Here is a 21,698-nt window from a genome sequence, read left to right as displayed (position 1 = left end):
AGCACCCGATATTTTCCATACTGCGGCGCATTCACCATCCCCTTTTTTGTGGAGCGGATCATGCAAGTCACGGTGTTGGGCGCGGGCATCATCGGAGTCAGCACGGCGTGGCACCTGCTGCAGCGAGGCCACGAGGTCACCCTGGTCGACCGGCAGCCGGACGCCGCGCTGGAGACCAGCTTCGCCAACGCGGCGCAGATCTCGGTGAGCTATTGCGAACCCTGGGCCAACAAGGACGCGCCACTGAAGACCCTGAAGTGGATGTTCTTCGACGAATCGCCGCTGCTGTTCCGCCCACAGCTCGACTGGGCGCAATGGCGCTGGGGCCTGCAGTTCCTGGCCCAGTGCAACGACAAGGCCTTCGTGCGCAACGTGGCGCAACTGGTGGCGCTGGGCGCCTACAGCCATGCGGCCCTGAAGGACGTGGTGGCCGAGACCGGCATCGAATACAACCGCCTCGAACGCGGCATCGCGCACTACTACACCGACCAGAAATCCTTCGATGGCGCGGCCGACGCGGCCGCGGTGATGCAGCGCTTCGGCGTGCAGCGCCGCGTGGTCACTCGCGAAGAGTTGCTTGCCATCGAACCAGCGCTCCAGGCCTTTGGCGATTGCATCGTCGGTGGCACTTACACCCAGAGCGACGAATCGGGCGACGCGCGCGTGTTCACGCAGCAACTCGCGGCCCTGTGCGGCCAGCGCGGCGCGCGGCTGCTGTTCGGCCACGACATCGAGCAGTTGGAAAGCGACGGCCGCGAAGTGCGCCAGGTGCGCGTGCGCGACCGCATCACCGGCCTGGCCAGCGTGCTCAAGGCCGACGCCTTCGTCGTGGCCTGTGGCTCGTACTCCACGCCGCTGCTCGCCTCGGTGGGTGTGAACGTGCCGATCTACCCTGGCAAAGGCTACAGCGCCACCCTGCCCCTGTTGAACCCCGAGCGCGCGCCCTCTGTGAGCCTGCTCGACGACCAGATGAAATGCGCCGTCTCGCGGCTGGGCAACCAGCTGCGTGTGGCCGGCACCATCGAACTCGGCGGCTTCGATCTCTCGCTCGACACGCCGCTGGCGCGCAAGCGCTGCGACATGCTGGTGCGCCGCATCGAACAGGTGTTCCCCGGTGTGGCCGACACCCGCACGGCCGACGAAGGCGGTGACCCGCAGTTCTGGTGCGGCCTGCGCCCCGCCACGCCGACGAACATCCCCTTGATCGGCCGCACCAAGCTGCGCAAGCTGTGGATCAACGCCGGCCACGGCACGCTGGGCTGGACGCATGGCGCGGGCTCCGGCAAAGCGATTGCAGAACTCATCCACGGTGAGCAACCAGCGATGAACTTCGGGTTCCAGGGCATGGGAACCCGCACGCAGGCGACCGCGCCGGCTGGCGTGCGGCGGTTGCAAACAACGTCACGCAGCTGACAAATCGTTTTGGTCCCCCTTTCAGTCACTTTGTAGTTCAAACACTGCACTCCGGCACTTTCATCCCACAAGCCCAAGTCGCACTTAAAAACTCCGCGCTCTTCGGGGAGGAACGATGACGCGGCCAAAAGCTTAACGACCATCTGACTTCCCCGTTCTGGAACAACAGATCTGGGGTGGGATGTGAATTGGTTGCACGTGGGAGGGATGCGCAAGGGCATCCATGAGCAGGACATTCGTCGGCATGCACTGAGCTGGGCGGTGTTGCTCTTAGGGAGCATGGCGGGAACTGCGCACGCGCAAGCGCCGACGGCGCCATCGCAAGGGCTGCGTCAGCAGGGTGAACAGCAAGAGCGCTTGCAGCAGGAGCGCGAAAGCGCGCAGCGTAGGCAGCTTCAGGCCGAGCCCAAGGCACCGCCACCACCAGCACTTGAACCGCTCAAACCGTGGCCAGAGGTCGAGGCTCGTTGTCTGCCCATCCACGAAGTCGCATTGACCGGTGATTCGAGCGGGTCCTTTCAGTGGGCACTCGATGGCTTGATCGCCGGCCACGATCCTGCCATCGGCCGATGCCTGGGCATCGAAGGGGTCAACGTTGCCGCTGGCCGCGCCCAACAGGCCTTGATGGAGCGCGGGTACGTCACTTCGCGCATCGTTCTTCAGGCACAACATCTTGCCCACGGGCGCCTCACGCTGACCCTGCTGCCCGGCCGCATCAGGACCTTTCGCTTCGCGGTCCCTGATCCCCGCGCCAACCTGTGGAACGCCTTGCCAGCCAAGCCTGGCGACATCCTGAACCTGCGCGACGTGGAGCAGGGCTTGGAAAACCTCAAGCGTCTGCCCACAGTGGCCGCAGATCTCCAGATCGAACCCGGGGGCGCGCCGACGCAGAGCGACCTTGTCGTTTCCTGGCGGCAAGTGTTGCCCTTCCGCTTCAATGCCACGCTGGACGACAGCGGCTCCAAAAGCACGGGCAAATACCAGGGCAGCGCCACCCTCAGCTACGACCACTGGTGGACGCTCAACGACCTGTTCTACGTCACGTTAAACCAGGACCTGGGCGGTGGCCAGCCGGGCAAGCGCGGCACGCAGGGGCACACGGTTCACTACTCGGTTCCGATGGACTTCTGGCTGCTGGGCATCGCTCAATCTGCCAACCGTTACCACCAGAGCGTGGCCGGACTGAATCAAGACTATGTGTACAGCGGCCGAAGCGAAAACGCCGAAATCAAACTCTCGCGGCTGCTGCACCGCAACGCCAGCCAAAAGACCAGCGCGAGCCTCAAAGGCTGGCTGCGCCGCTCCAGCAACTACATCGATGACACGGAAGTGGAAACCCAGCGGCGCGCCACTGGCGGCTGGGAATTCGGTCTGGCGCACCGGGCCTTCATCGGCAGCAGCACGCTGGATGTGAGCCTCGCGCACAAGCGCGGCACCGCTGCGTTCGGCGCCACACCAGCACCCGAAGAGGCCTTCGACGAAGGCACGTCGCGCATGCGCATCACCACGCTCGATGTGAACCTCAACGCCCCTTTCACGCTGGGCGATCAAAAGCTGCGCTATGGGGGCGCTTTGCGGGTGCAACGCAACGGCACCTTGCTCACACCGCAGGACCGTTTCGCCATCGGCAGTCGCTACACGGTGCGCGGCTTTGACGGTGAGTCTTCTCTTTCAGCCGAGCGAGGTTGGTTCGCACGCAACGACCTGGGCTGGACGCTGGGGGACGCCGAGGCCTACCTGGGCGTGGACTACGGCTCGGTCAGTGGCCCCTCCACCCAGTTCCTGGTGGGGCGCCACTTGGCGGGCGCAGTGATCGGCATGCGCGGCAACCTCAAGCGCCTGAACTACGACCTCTTCATCGGCAAGTCCATCAGCAAGCCCACGCACTTCCAGACCCACAGCGAGGTGGCTGGCTTCAGCTTCAGCGCTTCCTTCTGACCCAGGGATTTTCATGAACAAGAACCGTCACCGCATCGTCTTCAACGCCGCACGCGGCCAGCACATGGCCGTGTGCGAGACCGCCAGCTCCCACGGAAGCCCTTCGTCGCCACCGACGCCTGCCCTGGCGTTCGCAGCTCTGCTGCTGATGCTTCTTGCCCCTGCGCAGGCCCAGGTGGTGGCCGACCCTTCGGCCCCCGGCAACCAGCGCCCGACCATCCTTCAGACCGCCAACGGCCTGCCCCAGGTCAACATCCAGACGCCCAGCGCGGCCGGCGTCTCGCGCAACTCGTACAGCCAATTCGATATAGACGGCCGGGGAGCGATCCTCAACAACAGTCGAACCAGCGTGCAGACGCAGATCGGCGGATTCGTTTCTGGAAATCCCTGGATCAGCACGCCCGCTCGTGTGATCCTGAACGAAGTCAACTCCAGCAACCCCAAGGTCAACATCACCAGCGGGGGTGACACCACCTTGCAAGGCGCGCTCGTCAAAGCCGACACGATTCAGGCGGACATCGGTGGCAACCTCAAGATCGAAAGCCTGCAGGACACCAGCACCTACGACAGCCAGCACAGCAGCGTGAGCGCCAGCGTGACGGTCGGCGCGGGGGCCAGCGGGAGCTTCAGTGCGAGCAAGAGCAAGGTCAACAGCGACTTCGCCAGCGTGGCCGAGCAAAGCGGCTTCAAGGCGGGTGATGGTGGCTTCCGGGTGAACGTGCAGGGCGACACCGAACTCATCGGCGGAGCGATTGCGAGCAACCAGAGCGCGGTGGAAGAAGACCGGAACAGCTTCAGCACGGGTGGAGAACTGACCACCACCGACATCCAGAACAAGGCCGACTACAGCGCCAGCAGCACCAGCGTGGGCGCCGGCGGTGGCACCGACGGCAAGAACAAGGGTATCAGCGGTGTCGGGGTCGGTGTGGGAAGCGACTCGGGGCACGCCAGCAGCGTCACCACGGCGGGCATCTCGGGCATCGCCGGTGACAAGGCCATCCGAAGCACGGATGCAGAAGCCGGCATCGCGCGCATCTTCGAGAAGGAGCGGGTGCAGAAGGAGATTGAGGCCCAGGCCAGGATCACTGAGGCCTTCAGCCGGGAGGCCCCCAAAGCGGTGGCCAGCTACGCCGCCGCGCGGGGGCGGGCGCTGACGCAGCAACTGCAGGATGAAACTGACCCGGCCAAGAAAGAAGAGCTCCAGGCTGAGATCGACAAATGGAAGGAAGGCGGTGCGTACCGCGTGGCGCTGCACACGGCCGTGGGTGCGCTCGGTGGAGGATGGAGCGGTGCCGCAGGGGCCGCCGTCAGCGGTGCCAGTGCCAACCTGCTTCAGGCCATGCAGGACAACCTTCAAGAGAGCCTGGAAGAAGCCGGGCTGGGCGACGGTGTTGCCAAGGGCATCGCCCAAGGCATCGCCACGCTCACGGCGGCGGGCATGGGGGCTGCCGTGGGTGGTGCCTATGGCGCGGCCAGCGCCGCAACTGTGGATGCCAACAACCGGCAGTTGCACCCCACGGAAGCCAAACTCATCAAGGAGAACGCGCGCCGATTCGCCCAAAGGCTCTACGGCACCAATCAACCCACGAGTGAGCAAATAGAAGCCGCGCAAGCCATGCTCACCAACACGGCTCAAAACGCGGTGGACAGCAACTGGGGTTTTGAAGTGCCTTACTTCGAAGCAGCCGATGCGTTCCTGCAGGAGCTCAAGATCGACTATCAACAAAAGAACGGCACTCTCACGCTGCCCGGAACCAGTGGGCAACCTGGAGGGGCGCAGCAGTTGTTCTATGCCGATGTGGAGCAGAAGAACCAAGCGTGGATCAACCAGGGACTGGCCGATCCGGCCATCACCGGCTTGATCGTGAGAACGCCGATCAAACCTCAGACCAACCCGGATGCGCTGGACCCGAGCCGTGATCGTTTGACGGGCCTGCCTCTGGACGACAAGGGACGCTACACCGTGCGCGTGGATGTGGGCAATCCCATCGACGGTTATGAGACCTACACGCCCAAGTACTTCCCTTGTGCTACTGCCGAGTGCGTGCGTGGGGGGCAGAACTTGGATATGAGTGACCCTGAGACTCGGGCATACGTGATGGCCCTTGATAAAAAGATACTTGACGATATCGGCAAGGCCTCCACAGTTGTAGTAGTCGCAAACCCGCTTGGTGCTTCAGGCACAGTTGCCTCAGCAGTTGGACCACTCACCTCATTGGCATCCGGAATGCTTGAGGATCGCGAGCTAAGGGCGCTATTTAAAGAGGGCCTTCAAAATCGGCAACACTGGATCTAAGAGCTTTTACACATGATCCTCTTGGATGGCGCAAAGCAAAAAAGAGTTATGAATCACCTAAGTCCGATTCTCAATCTGATAATTCGATCGATTAATAGGAGCTTGCCGCTACAGAATCCGTGGGGCTCTCTCCATTCACAAACGTATGGGTTGGAGGAAGGCAAAAAAAGCTTCGAACAGGACACCTCCCCTCAATCTGACGACTCAGAGAAACGGTGAGCCTGCTCGCGGCGCAGAGAATGCCGCCAAGGTGCGCACGGCCCTTCGCAAGGCAGAGAGCGCGCAGAACGACCATCGCCCGTCTTCAGGCTTTCAGCAACCCCAGCCACAACCCGCTCCCGTCATCGTGCGCAAGAGAAGGCGAGTGCCCATGCCATTCGCTCCGATGGCAGACGGGCTCAACTTGCCAGCGCCCGCATCTCCGAAATGAGATCCGACTTGCCCTCAAACCCGATCCCCGGCAGCGGGGGCAAGCTCACATAACCCTGCTCCACCTTCACCCCATCGGGGAAGCCGCCATACGGCTGGAACAGATCCGGGTAGCTCTCGTTGCCACCCAGGCCCAGGCCGGCCGCGATGGCGAGCGACATCTGGTGGCCGCCGTGGGGGATGCAACGGTTGGGTGACCAGCCGTGTTGCTTGAGCATCTCCAGCGTGCGCAGGTACTCCACCAGGCCGTAGCTCAGCGCGCAGTCGAACTGCAGCCAGTCGCGGTCCAGGCGCATGCCGCCGTGGCGGATGAGGTTGCGCGCATCTTGCATGGAGAACAGGTTTTCGCCCGTGGCCATGGGGCCGGCATACACCTTGCCGAGTTCGGCCTGCAGTTCGTAGTCCAGCGGGTCGCCGGCTTCTTCGTACCAGAACAGCGGGTACTGCGACATCGCCTTGCCGTAGTCGATGGCGGTCTTCAGGTCGAAGCGGCCGTTGGCGTCCACCGCGAGCTGCTGGCCAGGGCCGAGGATCTTGAGCACGGATTCGATGCGCTCGCAGTCGTCGGCAAGCGAAGCACCGCCGATCTTCATCTTCACCACCGAGTAGCCGCGCTCCAGGTAACTTTCCATCTCCTTGCGCAAACCATCGAGACCCTTGCCGGGGTGGTAGTAGCCGCCCGCCGCGTAGACGAACACGCGCGGGTTGGGCGTGCCAGTGCCGTGGCGCTCGGCGAGCAGCTGGTACAGCGGCTGGTTGGCGATCTTGGCGACGGCGTCCCACACGGCCATGTCGATGGTGCCCACGGCCACCGAGCGTTCGCCGTGGCCACCGGGTTTTTCGTTGATCATCATCTGCGCCCAGACCTTGTGCGGGTCGAGGTTGTCGCCGGTGGCGTCGAGCAGGCTGGCCGGGTCGGCTTCGAGCACGCGCGGGCGGAAGCGGTCGCGGATCAGGCCGCCCTGGCCGTAGCGGCCGTTGGAGTTGAAGCCGTAGCCGATCACGGGTTTGCCGTCGCGGATCACGTCGGTGACCACGGCCACCAGGCTCAAGGTCATCTTGGAGAAGTCGATGTAGGCGTTGCGGATGTCCGACTTGATGGGGCGGGTGGATTCGGCGATGTCGACGATTTTCATGGTGCGGCTGATAGGGGTGGAGAAGGAAGGAATGGGTGGCATCATTCCCGGCGGGCCGCGCAGCGTCCAATACCTGAATCGCATACAACTATCTCTTCGCCCATGGGCCCCGGCAACCGACCCCTTGACCTCGACTGGCTGGAGGATTTCCTCGCGCTGGCCGAGAGCGGCAATTTCTCGCGCGCGGCGCAGGCGCGCCACATCGCACAGCCGGCGTTCAGCCGCCACATCAAGTCGCTCGAAGAGTGGGCGGGCGTGCCGCTGTTCGACCGCAGCGCGCACCCCGCCGTGCTCACGCCGGCCGGTCAGCGTTTCAAACCGCTGCTCGAAGACCTGCTGGGCCGGCTGGAGTCGGCGCGCAGCCTGGCGCGCGCGGCGCACGACGAGGCCGCCGCCGGCCTGCGTTTCGCGGCCACGCACCTGCTCTCGCTGGCATTTTTTCCATCGTGGTTTTCGCGCGTGGAGCAGACACTGGGCCCGCGCACGGTGCAGATGCATTCCAACAACCTGGAGGCCTGCGAAGACCTGATGCTGCAGCGCAGTGTGCAGTTCCTGCTCTGTTATGGGCATCCCGAGGTGCCGGGCCGGCTGGAGGCTTCGGGCCACCCCATGCACCCCATCGGTGAAGAGACGCTGCTGCCCGTCGCGGCCGCGCGGCCCGATGGCACGCCCGCCTTCCGCCTGGGCGAACCCACGCCCGCGCAGGAGCCCCTGCCCATCCTCGCGTACCACGCCTCGTCGGGCCTGGGCCGCATGCTGCAGGCCTGCCTGCGCCCGCTGCTCGGTGGTGAGGTGCCCCACCACACGGTGTTCGCCGCGCACCACGCGGTGGTGCTCAAGGCGATGGCGCTGGAAGGCCGGGGCATCGCGTGGCTGCCACGCAGCCTGGTGGCGGCCGAGCTCGCGGGCGGTCAGCTCGTGGTCGCCGGTGGGGAGGAATGGGCGCTGGCGATGCAGATCCGCCTGTACCGCCAGCCGATGGAGATGACCGAGTCGGCCGAAGCGCTGTGGTCGCTGGTGCGCGGCAACGCGGCCACTCCCGCGCCCTGACCCTTCAGCCGGTCTTGCGGGCGGTCTTCACCGGCAGCACGATCGGGGCGGCGTCCTCGGGGCGCAGGCGCTCGCCCATCCAGCGCTGCATGTCCATCCACATCTGGCGCATCTCGGCGTCCAGCGGCGTGCGCAGCGCGCTGGGCAGTTCGACCGTGACCACCGGCATGCCCTGGTGCACGCCACCGTAGTTGCCCAGGCTGCCGGGGAAGATGCCGACCTGATCGAGGTACAGGCGCCCGAGCTTGGGCGGCGGCACGCCCGGGCCGTCGAAGTCGAGCACGCCATAGGGCGCGTGGATGCTGACGATGAGGTGGGGCTGGAAGCGCGCCATCTCGTCGTGCAGGAAGCGCGATTCGGGCTCGGACAGCGGGCTCGAGCCCGGCCAGCGGCGCGGGTCCTTGCGGGTGCGCTGCTCCCAGTACACCTTGGCTTCGCGTTGCCAGTTGGGCGTGGGGAAGTTGCGGTTGAGGTCCACGCCGTTGGCGTTGGTGCGCCGCGCGGGGCGGGCCAGCAGGCCGTCGGGGTTGAGCGCGGGGATGAAGCGCCAGTGCGCGTTGGCCGGCATCTGCACGGCGTGCTGGATCCAGTGCAGGGCCACGGCGGCGGACGAGAGTTCGTCGCCGTGCATCGCGCCCACCACCAGCACGCGCAGCTTCGCGTCGGGCGCGCTCACGTCGCGCGCGTAGATCGTGCGGCCCTGCACCGAGCGGCCGGGCGTGGCCTTGAGTTCGGCCGCGTCGCACAGCGCCCGCTTGAGGTTGGGCAGGCGCGCGACCAGGGCCTCGCAGGGGTGGGCCGGCGCCGCCTGGGCGGGGGTGGTCAACAGGCCCAGCAGCGCCAGGCACAGCGGCAGAACGGAAGGGAACCGGCGGGCTTGGAACATCCCGGCATTCTAGGAGCCCGGCCCCGCCATTCGTTCCCAGTTCATTCGTCGCGCTCGCCGGCCTCGTACAGCGTCTCGCGCCCCATGCGGTCGAGGATGAGTTCGGCGGTCCAGGGCAGCATGAGCGCGCCGCAGCGGCTGTCGCGGTACAGGCGCTCCAGCGGCAGGTGTTTCATCATGCTCTGACCACCGCAGGTGCGGATGGCCAGGCGCGCGATGTCGTTGGCGCCTTCCATCACGCTGTAGTGGGCGGCGTACAGGCGCAGCTTCTCGTCCTTCGTGGGGTTGGGCTTGGCCTCGGTGATGGCGCGTTGGAAGAGGCTCTTCATGCTTTCGAGCTGGATGCGCATCTGCGCCACCGCGATCTGTTTGGTGGGGTACTGGCGGCGCTTCACCGGCGGCTCGCCCTCGACCTCGCCGCGCAGGTACTTCACCGTGAAGTCGTAGGCCGCGGTGGCGATGCCCAGGTAGGTGGGCGAGAGCGTGAAGAACATGGCGGGCCAGGTCTGCGCCCCCTTGAAGTAGATGCCGCGCGGCATGAGCTGTTCGGCGTCGCTCACGAACACGTCCTTGAACGCGAGGTTGCGGCTGACGGTGCCGCGCATGCCCAGCGGGTCCCATTCGCCGCTGATGGAGAAGCCCGCGCTGGTGGCGGGCACGCTGATGTAGAGCGTGTCGCGCGCGTCGGGGTGGTCGTCGCCCTTGTCTTCGGTGCAGAGGATGCCGTAGTAGTCGGCCGCGCCCGAGAGGCTGGCGAAGATCTTGCGGCCGTTGACCAGCCAGCCGCCCTCGACCTTCTTCGCGGTGGTGCCGAAGGGCGCGCGGCCGGCGGCGGCGGCGCTGCCTTCGCTGAAGGGCTGCGCATACACCGCGCCCTCGTTCACGATGCGCTGGAAGTGCAGCTCGCGCCGCGCCAGGTGTTCGGCGCGCTGCGCCTCGGTCATGGCGATGCCGTCGGCCAGCACGCCGGTCCACATGGTGCTGCAGATGTGCATGTTCCAGGTGAGCGCGGTGGCACCGCAGAAGCGGCCGATCTCGGCGGCCACCATCATGTAGGTGGCGTAGTCGGCGCCCAGGCCGCCGTGTGCGGTGGGCACGCAGAGCCGGAGGAAGCCGGCCTCGCGCAGGTCGTCGTAGTTGGCGAACGGGAAGCTGGCCTCGCGGTCCCATTGCGGCGCGCGCGCGGCGAAGCGGTCGCGGCCGAGCGTGTGGGCGCGCTGGAGCAGCTCGCGCTGCAGCGGGGTGAAGGGCAGGTCGCCCACGGCGGGGGTGAAGCTCAGGGAGGGGAAGGCGTCCATGGGTGTGTCCCTTGAAAACGAGGGGGAAAGAAAGGTCAGTCGATGCGCCCGCCGAGCGAGGCCAGCACGCCGCGCCAGAGCGCGTCGGTCTCAGTCCGGGCGTTGTCGTCCCCGCCACCGCCGGGGTGCTCCCAGGCCGAGGTGACGACCATCACGAGGCCGCTGGCGGGTTGCACGAACAGGTGCTGCCCGTGCACGCCGCGCATGAGGAAGGTGCGCTCCTTGAAGGGCAGCAGCCAGAACTGGTAGCCGTAGCCGTAATAGGGGATGCTGCGGCCGGGCCGCAGCGCGTGGCTCTGTCGGTACTCGTCGGTGGCGTCCATCAGGTAATCGCGCGGCACCACCTGGTGCTCACCCACGCGGCCGTTGTCGGCCAGCAGCACGCCCAGGCGGCCCCAGTCGCGCAGCGAGGCGTTGAAGAAGGCGAAGGCGCCTTCCTGTCCGTCGCCGCCGGTGCGCCAGAACGCCTCGTGCTCGGCACCCATGGGCTGCCACAGCCAGGCCTGGGTCAGCGCGGCCAGGCCTTGGCCGGTGGCGCCGCGCAACACATAGCCCAGCACCTCGGTTTCGCCGCTGGCGTAGGCGAAATGCTCGCCGGGCGGCGCGTTGCGCTGCGTGATGGTCTGCAACACCTCCATGGCTCCGCGGGGCGACTGCATGAAGGCCACGGCCAGGCGCGTCACGTCGTCGTTGCCGTCGTAGCGCTCGCTGAACTGCAGGCCCGAGGTCATGGTGAGCAGGTGCCGCAGGTGCGTGGCGCCGTAGGGCGTGCCCGCCAGCGCGGGCGCGTATTTCTCCGCCGGGTCGTCGAGCGAGGCGATGAGGCCCTTGGCCTGGGCGATGCCCACCAGCAGCGAGGTCACGCTCTTGGCCATGGAGAAGGACAGGAAGCGCGCGCCGGGTTCGCGGCCGTAGCGGTAGCGCTCCGCCACGATCTGCCCGTCCTTGAGGATGAGCAGGCCGGTGGCGCGCTGGTGCTCCAGGTAGTCGTCCAGCGAGTAGCTGTGCTCGCGGTGGCGGTAGTGCACGGCGGGCGGCGCGGCCATGGCGGGCAGCGGCCGCGCGTGCGATGCCGGCGCCACCCGGGCCACGTGCACGCCCGGCACACGGTCCAGCGCCGACCAGGACCCGACGCGGTAGGGGTTGTTGCCCCAGGTGGTGGCGTTGCCCACCGGATACCCCTGGGCCTTGCCCAGCAGCGCCTCGTCGGGCTCGGCCCCGGCCCCCAGCGCGGCCAGCACCAGAGCGGTGGCCAGAGCAAGGTGGATTCGCCGCATGGACCGCCTTGGAAAGTGCCGCTCAGTGCAGCGCGCGCGTCTGCGCCAGGAAGTCGAGCAGCAGCGCGTCGAAGTCGTCGGGCGCCTCCAGGTTCATCAGGTGGCCGATGCCTTTGAGTTCGGCGTAGCGCGCGTCGGGAATGGCCTCGGCCATCTGCTTCATCACCGCGGGCGCGGCGACGCGGTCGAACTCGCCGCCGATCAGCAGCGTGGGCACGCGAATGTCGCCCAGCGCGGCCTGGCGGTCGAAGGTGACCAGGCAATCCAGCGCGCGGCGGTAGGTGGCGGCGGGCACGCCGGCCATGCAGTGCTCGGCCAGGCGCAGGCCTTCGGGCAGGGAGCCGGGGCCGACCATCTGCGGCACCAGCCGCTGCGCCACCTCGGCCATGCTCTGGCCCGCGTCCAGCGGCGCGGTGCGCTGGGCGATGAACTGCTGCGCCCAGGCGTCGGCGCTGCGGCCGTCGGTGCGCTTGCCGAAGGCGGCCGAGGTGCCGCAGAGCACCAGCCGGCTCACGCGCTCGGGCCGGCGCGCCACCACCTCCTGCGCCACCATGCCGCCCATGCTGTGGCCCAGCAGCACCACGTGCTCGCATTGCAGCGCGTCGATCAGGTCGATGCAGCTCTGCGCCAGGCCCTTGAAGGTGTAGGGCTCGATGGGCGCGCTGTGGCCGTAGCCCGGCATGTCCCAGGCCACCGCGCGGTAACCCGCGGCGGCCAGCGTTTCCACCTGCGGCGCGAACGCGACGTGGCCGCCGCCGATGCCGTGCAGCATCAGCACGGTGGGGCCGCTGCCCAGGGTCGTGAAGCGCGGGATCATGCGGCCACCACCCGGCCGGCGTCGACCACCACACGGCCATCCAGCGCCACCGTGCAGCCGCGCAGGGGGAAATCGAAGTGACCGCGCGTGTGGCGCCCGGCCACTTCGTTGGCGCCGGTGCTGTAGAGGAAGTTGCCCGCGAAGGCGCGCAATTCGGTGCCGTTGAAATCGCGCTTGTCGTAGAGCGCCATGCTGTCCCAGCGCGCGGCTTCGTTGAGGCCGTATCCGACATGGCTCACCGCGTAGGCTTCCTTCTCGTTCCACGCCGCGTAGTGGCTGCGCAGCAGCTCGGCGTCCACACCGCTGCCGTCGATGCGCGTCACGTGGTCGTTCTCGATGGTCATTGTGATGGCGCGCTCGATGTAGCGCTTGAAGGTGAGGTTCACGTCACCCTCGGCCAGCACCAGCGTGCCGTGGACGCTGCCGGCCGCCGGAAAGGCCAGCACCATGCCACCGGGCCAGTGCGTGAGCGTGCCGGCGCGTGTGGTGCTGCCCCAGTTGCCACCCACCACCGCCCCCTGCAGCGAGATGGTGAGGTCGGTGCCGGCGGCGGAGCTCACGCGCAAGGCCTGGGCGCCGCGCACCCGTTTCACGTGGTCTTTCACGCGCGCCTCAGTCGCGTCGTCGGGCAGCAGCCGCACCAGCGCCTCGGGGTGTTCGTTGCTCACGTAGACGACGCGCGGCTGGGTGAAGCCATTGCCTTTCAGGATGGCGGGCAGCTCGGGCGCGTGCATCAGGCCCTCGACCGTGCAGTCCACCACCAGCGTGCAACCCGACAGCGCGGAGATCACCGGCGCCAGTTGCTGCAGGGCTGGGCTGGCGCCGGTGGAGCGCGAGACCGGCTCGCCGGTGCTGAACACCGAGGGCAGCGTGAGCGTGAAGCTGCGCGCCCCCAGGCGGGCCGCCGCGAGCCGCGCCAGTTCCATCAGCACGGGCCGGCTCTGGCTTTCGCCGAGAATGGCCACCGTATCGCCGGTTTGCACCGCGCAGCGGCGCAGCACGGTTTCGAAGGCATCGATCCAGGCGGGTTCGGTCCGCTCCTGCAGCATGGGCTTTCCTTGTCTTGGGCCGGACCGCGTCAGGGTCTTGCAGCCGGCGTTGCCATTATTCATGAATTTTCATATAAATTCCAACCATGTCCCCAGCCCGCTCCGCCGGCCACCAGGCCCGGCCCCCTGACTTTTCGGCGCACGAGTTCCGCGCCTCGCTGGGCATGTTCGCCACCGGGGTAACCATCGTGACCGCGCGCACCGACAGCGGCGATCTCGTGGGCCTGACGGCCAACTCCTTCAACTCGGTCTCGCTGTCGCCGCCGCTGGTGCTCTGGAGCCTGGCGCGCGTGGCGGGCTCCATGGCCGCGTTCTCCAATGGCCGGCACTACGCGATCAACGTGCTCGCGGCCGACCAGCAGTCGCTGGCCGAGCGCTTTGCCGCGCGCGACACCGACCGCTGGGCCGGCGTGGGTTTCACCAGCGGGGCCAGCGGCGCGCCGCTGCTCGACGGCGCCGCCGCGAGCTTCGAGTGCTTCAACCGCAGCCAGTACGCCGAAGGCGACCACGTGATCTTCGTGGGCGAGGTGGAGCGCTGCCGGCATCGGCCCGAGGCCTCGCCGCTGCTGTTCCACGGCGGTCGCTTCTACACCGAGCACCCGCTCTGAAGGCGATGACGGCGGAGCGCTTCACGGACGACTACCTGGGCTACCTGCTCGGGCAGGCCAACCATGCGCTGTTCAAGGACTTCGACGCCGTGGTGCGCGACGCCGGCCTGAGCAGCATCGAATGGCGCGTGCTGGCCACGCTCACCGGCCGTCCACCCATGCCGGTGGGCCAGCTGGCGTTCGAGGTGTTGAGCCAGCAACCCACCGTGACCAAGCTCGTGCAGCGCCTGGCCGCCCAGGGCTGGGTGGCGCTGCGCGACGACCCGGCCGACCAGCGCCGCACGCTGGTTAACATCACCCCCGCCGGCCAGAAAAAGGTGACGCCGCTGATCGCGCAGGCGCGCGAGCACGAGGCGGCGGTGCTCGGCACCCTGAGCGCGGCCGAGGTGCGCCGGCTCAAGGACCAGCTGCGCCGGCTCGCGCAGCCCGGCTGACCCCGCACGAAGCCCACGCGACAGCCGGGACATCGGCGCGCGCCGACAATCGCCGGCATGACTTCACCGGCCGACCGCAAGACCCACCTCGACTCCCTCGCCATCACCCTGCTCGTGGTGTGCTGCGCCTTCTGGGGTTTCCAGCAGATCCTGATCAAGGACACCGTGGCCGAGGTGCCACCGCTGTGGCAGGCCTCGCTGCGCTTCTGGGGCGCGGCCGTGCTCATCTGGGCCTGGTGCCAGGCGCGCGGTGTGCCGCTGTTCGCGCGCGACGGCACGCTCAAGGCCGGCCTGCTCGCGGGTTCGCTGTTCGCCGGCGAGTTCGCCTTCATCTACCTCGGGCTGCTGCACACCAGCGCCTCGCGCCTCACGGTGTTCCTCTACACCAGCCCCTTCGTGGTGGCCCTGCTGCTGCCGCGCGTGGTGCCGGGTGAGCGGCTGCGGCGCATCCAGTGGGTGGGCCTGGTGATCGCCTTCGCCGCCGTGGCGCTGGCCTTCAGCGAAGGTTTCATGCACGGCTCGCCGGTGGCCGGTGCGTGGCTGGGCGACGCGATGGCGCTGGCCGCCGGCACGCTCTGGGGCCTGACCACGCTCACCATCCGCGCCACGAAGCTCTCGGGCGCGAGCGCGGAGAAAACCCTGTTCTACCAGGTGGCGGTGACGGCGGTGGTCGCGCCTTTCATCTCGCTCGCGCTGGGCGAGGTGTGGTCGCTCGACTACTCGGCGCGCGCCTGGGGTTCGCTGGGCATCCAGACCGTGGTCGGCGCCTTCGCGAGCTACCTCACCTGGATGTGGCTGCTGCGGCACTACCCCGCCACGCAGATGTCGACCTTCACCTTTCTCACCCCGGTGTTCGCGCTGGTGTTCGGCGTGGTGCTGCTCAACGAGCCGCTCACGCCACAGCTGGTGGTGGCGCTGGTGGGCGTGGCGCTGGGCATCGTGCTGGTGAGCCGGCGCGGCTGAACGAGGCCTTTCGGCGGCCCGGGGCGCCTCCCCTGGGAAATCCCGAGGTGGCCAGACCGAACCCCCCAAGAGATTCGGATCACTTCCCTGTTTCAGTTCTTTCACCCACGAAACTGAAACAGGGAGGACATTTTGAGCACCATCAGCGCCTGCTTGCCGGTCTATTCATTCCCTCTGCCCTTCGGCGACCAGACGGTGGACTCCGATGAGAGGACGCTCATCGAAGACGCCCACTCCCCGGCCAACGGATCGTCGCCCTCCGACTCCGCCTGGGAGGCCAGCCAGATTCCCCTCGAGCTCTTGCGGCCGTCCTTTTTGCAGGCCGAGGGGCCCTCCCTCGACGTCCAGCAGCGGGTGGCCGACATCCTCCAGAGCGTGGCCTTCACCCCCCTGAAGGACGACCTCGACCCCCTCGTTTCCGCCCAACACTATTACCCCGTGTGGTGCGTCCTGCTGTACGCCACCGTCGGCGCGGGCTTCGGGACGGGCATCGATTTCCAGACGGGCGCCGAGCACCCGAATTCGGGGCTGCACAACCTGCCGGCGATGGTCGTCGGCCTGGGACAGGCGGGCGACACCAAGATCACCTGGGACGGCATCCGCGGCGCGCTGGCGGGCCGCGAGCAGGAACTGGAAGCCTGCCGCGTCTACCTGAGCGCGGCGTCCGGCCTCCAGGCCCTGGCAGGCCTGGAGGCGGAGTTCCTGCGACGGCCTCCAGGCGCGCAGAACCCGCGCGACCTGTCATTGCTCAAGGAAGCTCAGGCCAGACTGCGGGCGCTGGCGGACACCCACGCGGCGACGTTCAAGCAGTGCCTGGAGCCGGGCCATCTCATCCCCCGCTGCCTGCTGGCCGGGGTGCGCGACGTCGGTTTCGGCTCGCTCTCCCTGCTCAAGACCGTCCCGTCGGCCGTGGTCAGCGGCCTGTCGACCAGCGGGCCGCTGACCGGCGCGGCCAAGGACATCGCCGTCGCCCTGCCCTACCTCTCCGGTTCCATGAACATGGTGACGGGCGTCCTCCACATCCTGCAGGCCGTCTGCGAGGGCATGGATGCCCGCCGCGAGCGCAAGACGCTGCTGTTGGCCGAGCGGTTCGACAAGAACGTCTTCGAAGCCCACGGCGCGGATTGCCCCGAGTTGCTGGAGCTGATGGAGCACCGCCACCAATGGCGGGAGTTGAAACGGCTGGACGCCAACCTGCTGGACCTGCACGGCTGGATCCGCGGCATCTACGGCGGCACCAGCCTGGGGGGTGCCGTGGCAGCCACAGCGCTGACCGCGCTGGGCGGCGGCGCCTTGTTCGGCGCCGCCACCATGGGCATCCCCGGCCTGGTGGGCATCCTCCTCGCGGGCGGCTACATGCTGTGGTACGGCATTCGCGCCAAGGTCAGGGCCGCTGAGCAGAAGCGCCACGACAAGGCCTGCCGCGCGGTGGCGGCCCACCACGACCGCAAGACCGGCGCGATGCCGGGCCTGGCCGACCCTGACCAGGGTCGCCCGATCCAGGCCATCGCGCGCAGCCTGGTCGATCGGCTTCTGGCGCCAACCACACAACACCGCACCCGGCAGATGCTGATCGCCCTCGGCCTCTCGCCCTCGGTGATCGACGCGGCCATCCATGGCGACCGCGAGCCGCTCACCCGGCTCATCGTGCAGCTGGGCTCGCAGGCCAGCTCCCCGTCGGAGGCCGAGGCGCTGCGGCGCTTCCATGCGCGTTCGGACGTTTCCGCCTGGGACCAGCTGATGGCCCTGGACCGGTGGCAGGCCCTCGGCCACGCGCCGACGGACATCGCCCGCCCGGCCGAGCCGGTCCAACCGCGCTGGACCCGGCACCTCGCGCCGGGCTCCGGCATGGGGGACCTTCGCCAATCGTCCCTGACCCCGCGGCTCATCCACCGGCACTGGAACGATGAGGGCTTCCAGCCCTTCCTGCGCCGCCTGTGTGTGCACACCCACGAGGTGATGAACACGCCGCAAGACGCCTGGGACCTGCTGCAGACCCGCCGCCACGAGGCGAAACAGGAGGCGCAGGCGCGCGCCACCGTCGCCGGCTGGATCGCCGGCGGCCAGTGGCGCAACATCGAAATATGCCTGCGCGACGACCACGATTTCGCCAACGTCAAGTACCAGCAGGTCCTTCAGAACGGCTACGGCATCTCGCCGCGGGACGCGGGCGGCTTTCTGACCGTCCTGCAAGGGCACGCTCGGACCGCGCCCTTGCAGACCGACACGCTGGCGTCGTTCATGTCCATCTGCCAGGCCAGCGATGCGGCCGGCAAACGCCAGCTCGTGCCGCACGTGCAGGCGCTCGTGGAAGCCACCGTCGAGGGCATGCCTTCAGAAGGCGAGGCGTTCTATGCCGCGCTGGGCATCACCTCCCTCCACGACATGGATGCACGCAACGTGGATGCCGTGCTGCGGTTGCTGCAGCAATTCCTGTCCGTGTCCGAAAAACTGCGGGGCCAGACCCTGTCCAAGGTGGTAGCCTCACTGCATGCCTACCCCACGGGTGGCGGCTTTCCCGAGGCCCTCTGCCGCCTCGCGGCCTTGCGCGAGCTCCGCCTGCGCTGCGAAACGGCGGGCCGCTCCGTGGAGGACCCGGACGTCCAGCACGCGCTGGCGATGGCCCGACAACTGTCGGGGCAGAAACTGGACACCTGGACGATCGGTGCCGGCGAAGGCGGTGGTGTGTTCGGTTTTAAGGGCTACCGCCTGAACGATGAAGGCGCGTTCATCCGGTACCTGTTCGAGCGTTGCCTGGGCAGCCCCCTCTCCCCTTTGAACCTGTCCTCCACCTCGCTTGGGAAGTTGTCGCTGGCGTCGGCGGACCCCACGCACCAGGCCGCGCTGTACAGCGCCCCTGGGGCCTTGGAGAAGGCGCTCCAGAGCCGCGACCCTCGCCAGCGCAAGACCGCCCTGGCCTGCCTCGAGGCGCAGCTGCACACCGCCAGGGAGCGCGCGGAAGCCGCGCCCGACGCATCCGGCTGCGTCACCCATCTGCAGGCGTTCTTTCGCCTGGAGAAGCTCGCCCAACATCACGGCGTGGCGACGTCGACACCGAGGCTGGGCCACCCGCTGGACCCGAACCGGCTCGATTTCTACCGCGCCGCGCTGGCGTGGCCCAACAAGACCGCCCGCGCCAAGAACATCCAGGCGATCCAGACCGAGCTCGACCAGCTGAAAAGGGGCCACGCCACGGGCAATCCCTTCTGGTCGGCCAAGTTCCTGCGGTCGCAAAAGATCGCGGGCGCCGCCGAACTGCAGAAAATGCGGGCGCTCCATCCAGAGATCGCGGCAGGCTCGTACAAGGGCCTTGTGAAGTCGCTTCAGGCCTTGAGCCGCATGGGTGTGGCCGCCCTGCGCCAGGCCATCCACCGAGACACGGAGAAAGCCCGCCAGTGGATTCAAGTCCACTTCAGGTCCCGTGGCGTGCCGCTGCCGAGCGACTGGCAGGAGGGGCTGAAGGAGGCCGCCCAAAAAGGGCCCCTCGACCTGTTGATGGCGCTGTCGGCCCTGAAGGACCGGGCGGCCCAACGGCACTCGAAAGAACTGGCGAAGCGGCTGTGGTCCCATGCCGGCAGCGGGATCCACATGGGCCTCACCCACAGCACGAAGACCCCTTCCAGCGACGCACCGCTCTGAGGCCCGTGGCGGCAAGCACCGCAGCGGACAGGTGGCCGTGCGATGTAAGTCATCCGTCAGTTTGGCGGATGAGCATCAGCCGGCCCCCATGGCCCGCGGCGCCCCAGCCGAGACCACCGCGGCAAGGAGAACCCCATGCTGTCCAAGGCTGTCGTGCTGCTGTCGCTGGTCGCGCTGATCTTTCCCATGGTGTTCTTCACCTTTGCGTCGCCGCCACTGCTCATCCTGAAACACGACACGCCGCAGGACGCGCGTTTCGTCCGGGGCTTGTTCAACTACTACTACTCGGTGGTGGTGGTCGCCGCCAGCCTCGGGGGCCTGGGCCAGCTGGCGGTGGGCCGCGTCGCGGTGGGGCTGGCCATGGGCGGTGTGGCGGCCTTTGTCTTCGCGGTGCGCCGCTGGGTCGTCCCGCGCATGGACGCGCTGCGGGAACGGATCGCGGGCGGAGACGCCTCCGCCATCCCGAGTTTCCGGCGCCTGCACATGGCGGGCATCCTGCTCAACCTGGTGCAGGTGGGCGTGGTCGCCTGGGGCATGGCGAAGCTCGCCGCGCTGTAAGAGGCGCTCAGCCCGGCCGGGCCGCGAAGTGCTGCTGCAGGGCCTGCAGCGCATGGCGCACCTTGGCCGGTTGTTCGCCGCGCCGGGGCGTGACCGCAAACACCGCCGCCGGCTCCAGCCGCCAGTCCGGCAGCACGGGCGCAAGCCGACCTTCGGCCTGGGCCTGGCGCACGTCGTCGGCCATGCCCACGTACAGACCCCATCCCGCCAGCGCCATGGCCTGCAGCGCGGTCACCTGCGAGGCCAGCAGGCGCGCTTCGACGCGCACCTCTTCGCGCTCGCCTTGCGGGCCCTGGAAGCTCAGCGTGTCCACCGCCGTGCCGCGCGGCGGCAGGCCCAGCCAGTCGTGCCCGGCGAGTTCGCCTGGGTGGCGCGGCCAGCCGCGTTCGGCCAGGTAACGCGGCGCGGCGCAGAGCTGGCGCTGGAGTTCCCCCAGGCGGCGCGCGACCAGGGAAGAATCGGTGAAGCGGCCTATGCGCAGCGCAAGGTCCACCCGCTCGCCGATGAGGTCGATGGGCGTGTCGTCCAGCAGCAGGTGCAGCCGCAGCCGGGGGTGGCGGCGCAGCGGTTCGAGCGCGCTGGCCAGCAGCTCGCCGAAGCCGATCGGCGCGGCCAGGCGCAGCTCGCCCTCGGGTTCGTCGCGCAGGCGCTCCAGCGCCTGGTCGGCACTGCGGGCCTGGGCGACCATGGCGGCGCAGGCGGGGTAATAACGCTCACCGGCCTCGGTGAGCGTGAGGCGGCGGGTGGAGCGGTGCAGCAGCACCAGTCCCAGGGCCTCTTCGAGCAGGCGCAGCTGCTGGCTCACGGCCGAGGGTGTGCTGCCCAGGCGGCGAGCGGCGGCGCTCAGCGAGCCGCTGTCCACGATCTCCGCGAACAGCGCCATGCGTTTGAGCTTGTCGGTCCAGGCGGTGGTTTCGCTGCTCATTGATTAGATTTTCTACAAGAAGAAAGCGGATTTTGCCGCCTACCGCGCTTTTCGTGTAGCCAGGACACTAGATCCATCCCAACCTTTTCAGGAGTCCCGTCATGAAGATCGCCCTCATCGGTGCCACCGGTTTCGTCGGCAGCGCCGTGCTCACCGAACTGCTTTCGCGCGGCCACAGCGTGACCGCCCTCGCCCGCCACCCCGACAAGCTGGCCGCCCAGCCCCGGCTGCAGGTGGTGAAGACCGACGTGACCGACGCCGCGCAGGTGGCCCGGGCCGTGGCCGGCCACGGCGCCATCGTGAGCGCCTACAACCCGGGCTGGAGCGAGCCTGAGATCTACCGCCTGTTCGGCCTGGGTTACGACGGCATCCTCGCCGGTGCGAAGCAGGCCGGCGTGCAGCGGGTGCTGGCGGTCGGCGGTGCCGGCAGCCTGGAAGTGGCGCCTGGCCAGCAGCTGGTGGACACGCCCGAGTTCCCGGCCGAATGGAAACAAGGTGCACTGGCCGCGCGCGACCTGCTCACGCGGTTGCGCAGCGAGACCGCGCTGGCCTGGACTTTCCTCTCGCCCCCGATCCTCCTCGCACCGGGCGAACGCACCGGCCAATACCGCACGGGCGGCGACCGGCCGTTGCCGGGTTCGGGCGATCAGCCGTCGGGCATTTCGGTGGCCGATCTGGCGGTGGCGATCGTGGACGAGATCGAAAACCCGAAACACACCCGCCAGCGCTTCACGGTGGCGAACTGAGGGTTCACGCGCCTTTCTTGGTTTCCGGCGCGAACGGGGGAGGCCACCGGGTGCCCGGCTCCGCGGCTGTCCCCCGGGGCGGCTTCGCCGCCCCTCCTCCTTTACGCCGCTGCGCCGGACACCCGGTGACCTCCCCCTCTGTGGCACGCGGACGGTCGAACACCTCCCCCACCGCACCCCACGCTGCGCTGCGGCTCGCGAGTGCCGGGCGCTCTGCGCAGCGGGGTAAAGGAGGA

Annotated in this window: 17 protein-coding genes; 10 read left to right on the top strand and 7 right to left on the bottom strand. The window is 68.1% G+C overall.

All coding sequences use genetic code 11. From position 1 onward, the window contains the following. The first annotated feature begins 60 nt into the window (after window positions 1-60). The 3 genes from AC3WPZ_RS18190 to AC3WPZ_RS18180 all read left to right on the top strand — a co-directional run bounded on the left by AC3WPZ_RS18190 (window position 61) and on the right by AC3WPZ_RS18180 (window position 5,647). Window positions 61-1,413: a D-amino acid dehydrogenase gene (locus AC3WPZ_RS18190; protein WP_492440845.1), complete on the top strand. Its 1,353-nt coding sequence runs from the start codon at window positions 61-63 to the stop codon at window positions 1,411-1,413. 207 nt (window positions 1,414-1,620) lie between these two features. Further along, window positions 1,621-3,351, top strand: a complete 1,731-nt coding sequence (locus AC3WPZ_RS18185) for a ShlB/FhaC/HecB family hemolysin secretion/activation protein (RefSeq protein WP_492440843.1) — start codon at window positions 1,621-1,623, stop codon at window positions 3,349-3,351. Between the two features lie 13 nt (window positions 3,352-3,364). Continuing rightward, window positions 3,365-5,647, top strand: a complete 2,283-nt coding sequence (locus AC3WPZ_RS18180; RefSeq protein WP_492440841.1) for a hemagglutinin repeat-containing protein — start codon at window positions 3,365-3,367, stop codon at window positions 5,645-5,647. Between the two features lie 398 nt (window positions 5,648-6,045). On the opposite strand, the gene AC3WPZ_RS18175 is transcribed toward AC3WPZ_RS18180, so the two are convergent. After that, entirely contained in the window at window positions 6,046-7,212 is a 1,167-nt protein-coding gene (locus tag AC3WPZ_RS18175) for a mandelate racemase/muconate lactonizing enzyme family protein (RefSeq protein ID WP_492440839.1), read from the bottom strand. A gap of 102 nt (window positions 7,213-7,314) precedes the next feature. Here AC3WPZ_RS18175 and AC3WPZ_RS18170 point away from each other — a divergent pair, with 102 nt between their 5' ends. Next, entirely contained in the window at window positions 7,315-8,262 is a 948-nt protein-coding gene (locus AC3WPZ_RS18170; RefSeq protein WP_382322702.1) for a LysR family transcriptional regulator, read from the top strand. Window positions 8,263-8,266: 4 nt separating this feature from the next. On the opposite strand, the gene AC3WPZ_RS18165 is transcribed toward AC3WPZ_RS18170, so the two are convergent. The 5 genes from AC3WPZ_RS18165 to AC3WPZ_RS18145 are packed head-to-tail and all read right to left on the bottom strand — an operon-like array spanning window position 8,267 to window position 13,589. Further along, entirely contained in the window at window positions 8,267-9,148 is an 882-nt protein-coding gene (locus tag AC3WPZ_RS18165) for a M14 family murein peptide amidase A (RefSeq protein ID WP_382163472.1), read from the bottom strand. A 41-nt stretch (window positions 9,149-9,189) separates the two neighbouring features. After that, a complete protein-coding gene (locus tag AC3WPZ_RS18160; RefSeq protein ID WP_444687830.1) occupies window positions 9,190-10,446 on the bottom strand; it encodes an acyl-CoA dehydrogenase family protein in 1,257 nt (418 codons plus the stop codon). A gap of 35 nt (window positions 10,447-10,481) precedes the next feature. Then, window positions 10,482-11,723: a serine hydrolase domain-containing protein gene (locus AC3WPZ_RS18155; protein ID WP_444687829.1), complete on the bottom strand. Its 1,242-nt coding sequence runs from the start codon at window positions 11,721-11,723 to the stop codon at window positions 10,482-10,484. 22 nt (window positions 11,724-11,745) lie between these two features. Continuing rightward, window positions 11,746-12,540, bottom strand: coding sequence for an alpha/beta fold hydrolase (locus AC3WPZ_RS18150; protein WP_382322698.1), 795 nt, complete (start codon window positions 12,538-12,540; stop codon window positions 11,746-11,748). Further along, window positions 12,537-13,589, bottom strand: a complete 1,053-nt coding sequence (locus AC3WPZ_RS18145; protein ID WP_492440836.1) for a 2,5-dihydroxypyridine 5,6-dioxygenase NicX family protein — start codon at window positions 13,587-13,589, stop codon at window positions 12,537-12,539. The genes AC3WPZ_RS18150 and AC3WPZ_RS18145 overlap by 4 nt, the downstream gene beginning before the upstream one ends. Before the next feature lie 86 nt (window positions 13,590-13,675). On the opposite strand from AC3WPZ_RS18145, the gene AC3WPZ_RS18140 reads away from it, so the two are divergent. The 5 genes from AC3WPZ_RS18140 to AC3WPZ_RS18120 all read left to right on the top strand — a co-directional run bounded on the left by AC3WPZ_RS18140 (window position 13,676) and on the right by AC3WPZ_RS18120 (window position 19,791). Beyond that, on the top strand, window positions 13,676-14,197 hold the full coding sequence (locus tag AC3WPZ_RS18140; RefSeq protein ID WP_382322697.1) for a flavin reductase family protein: 522 nt from the start codon (window positions 13,676-13,678) through the stop codon (window positions 14,195-14,197). Between the two features lie 5 nt (window positions 14,198-14,202). Next, window positions 14,203-14,631 carry a MarR family winged helix-turn-helix transcriptional regulator gene (locus AC3WPZ_RS18135; RefSeq protein ID WP_382322696.1) on the top strand — a complete coding sequence of 143 codons (429 nt, stop codon included), beginning with the start codon at window positions 14,203-14,205 and terminating at the stop codon, window positions 14,629-14,631. A gap of 57 nt (window positions 14,632-14,688) precedes the next feature. Further along, window positions 14,689-15,594 carry a DMT family transporter gene (locus AC3WPZ_RS18130; RefSeq protein ID WP_444687826.1) on the top strand — a complete coding sequence of 302 codons (906 nt, stop codon included), beginning with the start codon at window positions 14,689-14,691 and terminating at the stop codon, window positions 15,592-15,594. A 132-nt stretch (window positions 15,595-15,726) separates the two neighbouring features. Next, entirely contained in the window at window positions 15,727-19,233 is a 3,507-nt protein-coding gene (locus AC3WPZ_RS18125) for a hypothetical protein (RefSeq protein WP_492440833.1), read from the top strand. Window positions 19,234-19,368: 135 nt separating this feature from the next. Then, a complete protein-coding gene (locus AC3WPZ_RS18120) occupies window positions 19,369-19,791 on the top strand; it encodes a hypothetical protein (RefSeq protein ID WP_444687824.1) in 423 nt (140 codons plus the stop codon). 7 nt (window positions 19,792-19,798) lie between these two features. On the opposite strand, the gene AC3WPZ_RS18115 is transcribed toward AC3WPZ_RS18120, so the two are convergent. After that, window positions 19,799-20,716 carry a LysR family transcriptional regulator gene (locus AC3WPZ_RS18115; RefSeq protein WP_492440831.1) on the bottom strand — a complete coding sequence of 306 codons (918 nt, stop codon included), beginning with the start codon at window positions 20,714-20,716 and terminating at the stop codon, window positions 19,799-19,801. Between the two features lie 101 nt (window positions 20,717-20,817). Here AC3WPZ_RS18115 and AC3WPZ_RS18110 point away from each other — a divergent pair, with 101 nt between their 5' ends. Next, window positions 20,818-21,462 (top strand): NAD(P)-dependent oxidoreductase, encoded by a 645-nt coding sequence (locus AC3WPZ_RS18110; RefSeq protein ID WP_492440829.1) that lies wholly within the window; start codon window positions 20,818-20,820, stop codon window positions 21,460-21,462. Window positions 21,463-21,698 lie beyond the last annotated feature (236 nt).

The sequence above is a fragment of the Hydrogenophaga sp. FW305-3-2-15-A-LB1 genome (genome assembly GCF_058787875.1).
This window is presented reverse-complemented; position numbering and strand designations above follow the sequence as displayed.

Bases quoted from the DNA above. Each gene is read 5' to 3' on its own strand.
- AC3WPZ_RS18190 (WP_492440845.1), top strand. From the start codon at position 61: ATGCAAGTCACGGTGTTGGGCGCGGGCATCATCGGAGTCAGCACGGCG.
- AC3WPZ_RS18185 (WP_492440843.1), top strand. From the start codon at position 1,621: ATGCGCAAGGGCATCCATGAGCAGGACATTCGTCGGCATGCACTGAGC.
- AC3WPZ_RS18180 (WP_492440841.1), top strand. From the start codon at position 3,365: ATGAACAAGAACCGTCACCGCATCGTCTTCAACGCCGCACGCGGCCAG.
- AC3WPZ_RS18175 (WP_492440839.1), bottom strand. From the start codon at position 7,212: ATGAAAATCGTCGACATCGCCGAATCCACCCGCCCCATCAAGTCGGAC.
- AC3WPZ_RS18170 (WP_382322702.1), top strand. From the start codon at position 7,315: ATGGGCCCCGGCAACCGACCCCTTGACCTCGACTGGCTGGAGGATTTC.
- AC3WPZ_RS18165 (WP_382163472.1), bottom strand. From the start codon at position 9,148: ATGTTCCAAGCCCGCCGGTTCCCTTCCGTTCTGCCGCTGTGCCTGGCG.
- AC3WPZ_RS18160 (WP_444687830.1), bottom strand. From the start codon at position 10,446: ATGGACGCCTTCCCCTCCCTGAGCTTCACCCCCGCCGTGGGCGACCTG.
- AC3WPZ_RS18155 (WP_444687829.1), bottom strand. From the start codon at position 11,723: ATGCGGCGAATCCACCTTGCTCTGGCCACCGCTCTGGTGCTGGCCGCG.
- AC3WPZ_RS18150 (WP_382322698.1), bottom strand. From the start codon at position 12,540: ATGATCCCGCGCTTCACGACCCTGGGCAGCGGCCCCACCGTGCTGATG.
- AC3WPZ_RS18145 (WP_492440836.1), bottom strand. From the start codon at position 13,589: ATGCTGCAGGAGCGGACCGAACCCGCCTGGATCGATGCCTTCGAAACC.
- AC3WPZ_RS18140 (WP_382322697.1), top strand. From the start codon at position 13,676: ATGTCCCCAGCCCGCTCCGCCGGCCACCAGGCCCGGCCCCCTGACTTT.
- AC3WPZ_RS18135 (WP_382322696.1), top strand. From the start codon at position 14,203: ATGACGGCGGAGCGCTTCACGGACGACTACCTGGGCTACCTGCTCGGG.
- AC3WPZ_RS18130 (WP_444687826.1), top strand. From the start codon at position 14,689: ATGACTTCACCGGCCGACCGCAAGACCCACCTCGACTCCCTCGCCATC.
- AC3WPZ_RS18120 (WP_444687824.1), top strand. From the start codon at position 19,369: ATGCTGTCCAAGGCTGTCGTGCTGCTGTCGCTGGTCGCGCTGATCTTT.
- AC3WPZ_RS18115 (WP_492440831.1), bottom strand. From the start codon at position 20,716: ATGAGCAGCGAAACCACCGCCTGGACCGACAAGCTCAAACGCATGGCG.
- AC3WPZ_RS18110 (WP_492440829.1), top strand. From the start codon at position 20,818: ATGAAGATCGCCCTCATCGGTGCCACCGGTTTCGTCGGCAGCGCCGTG.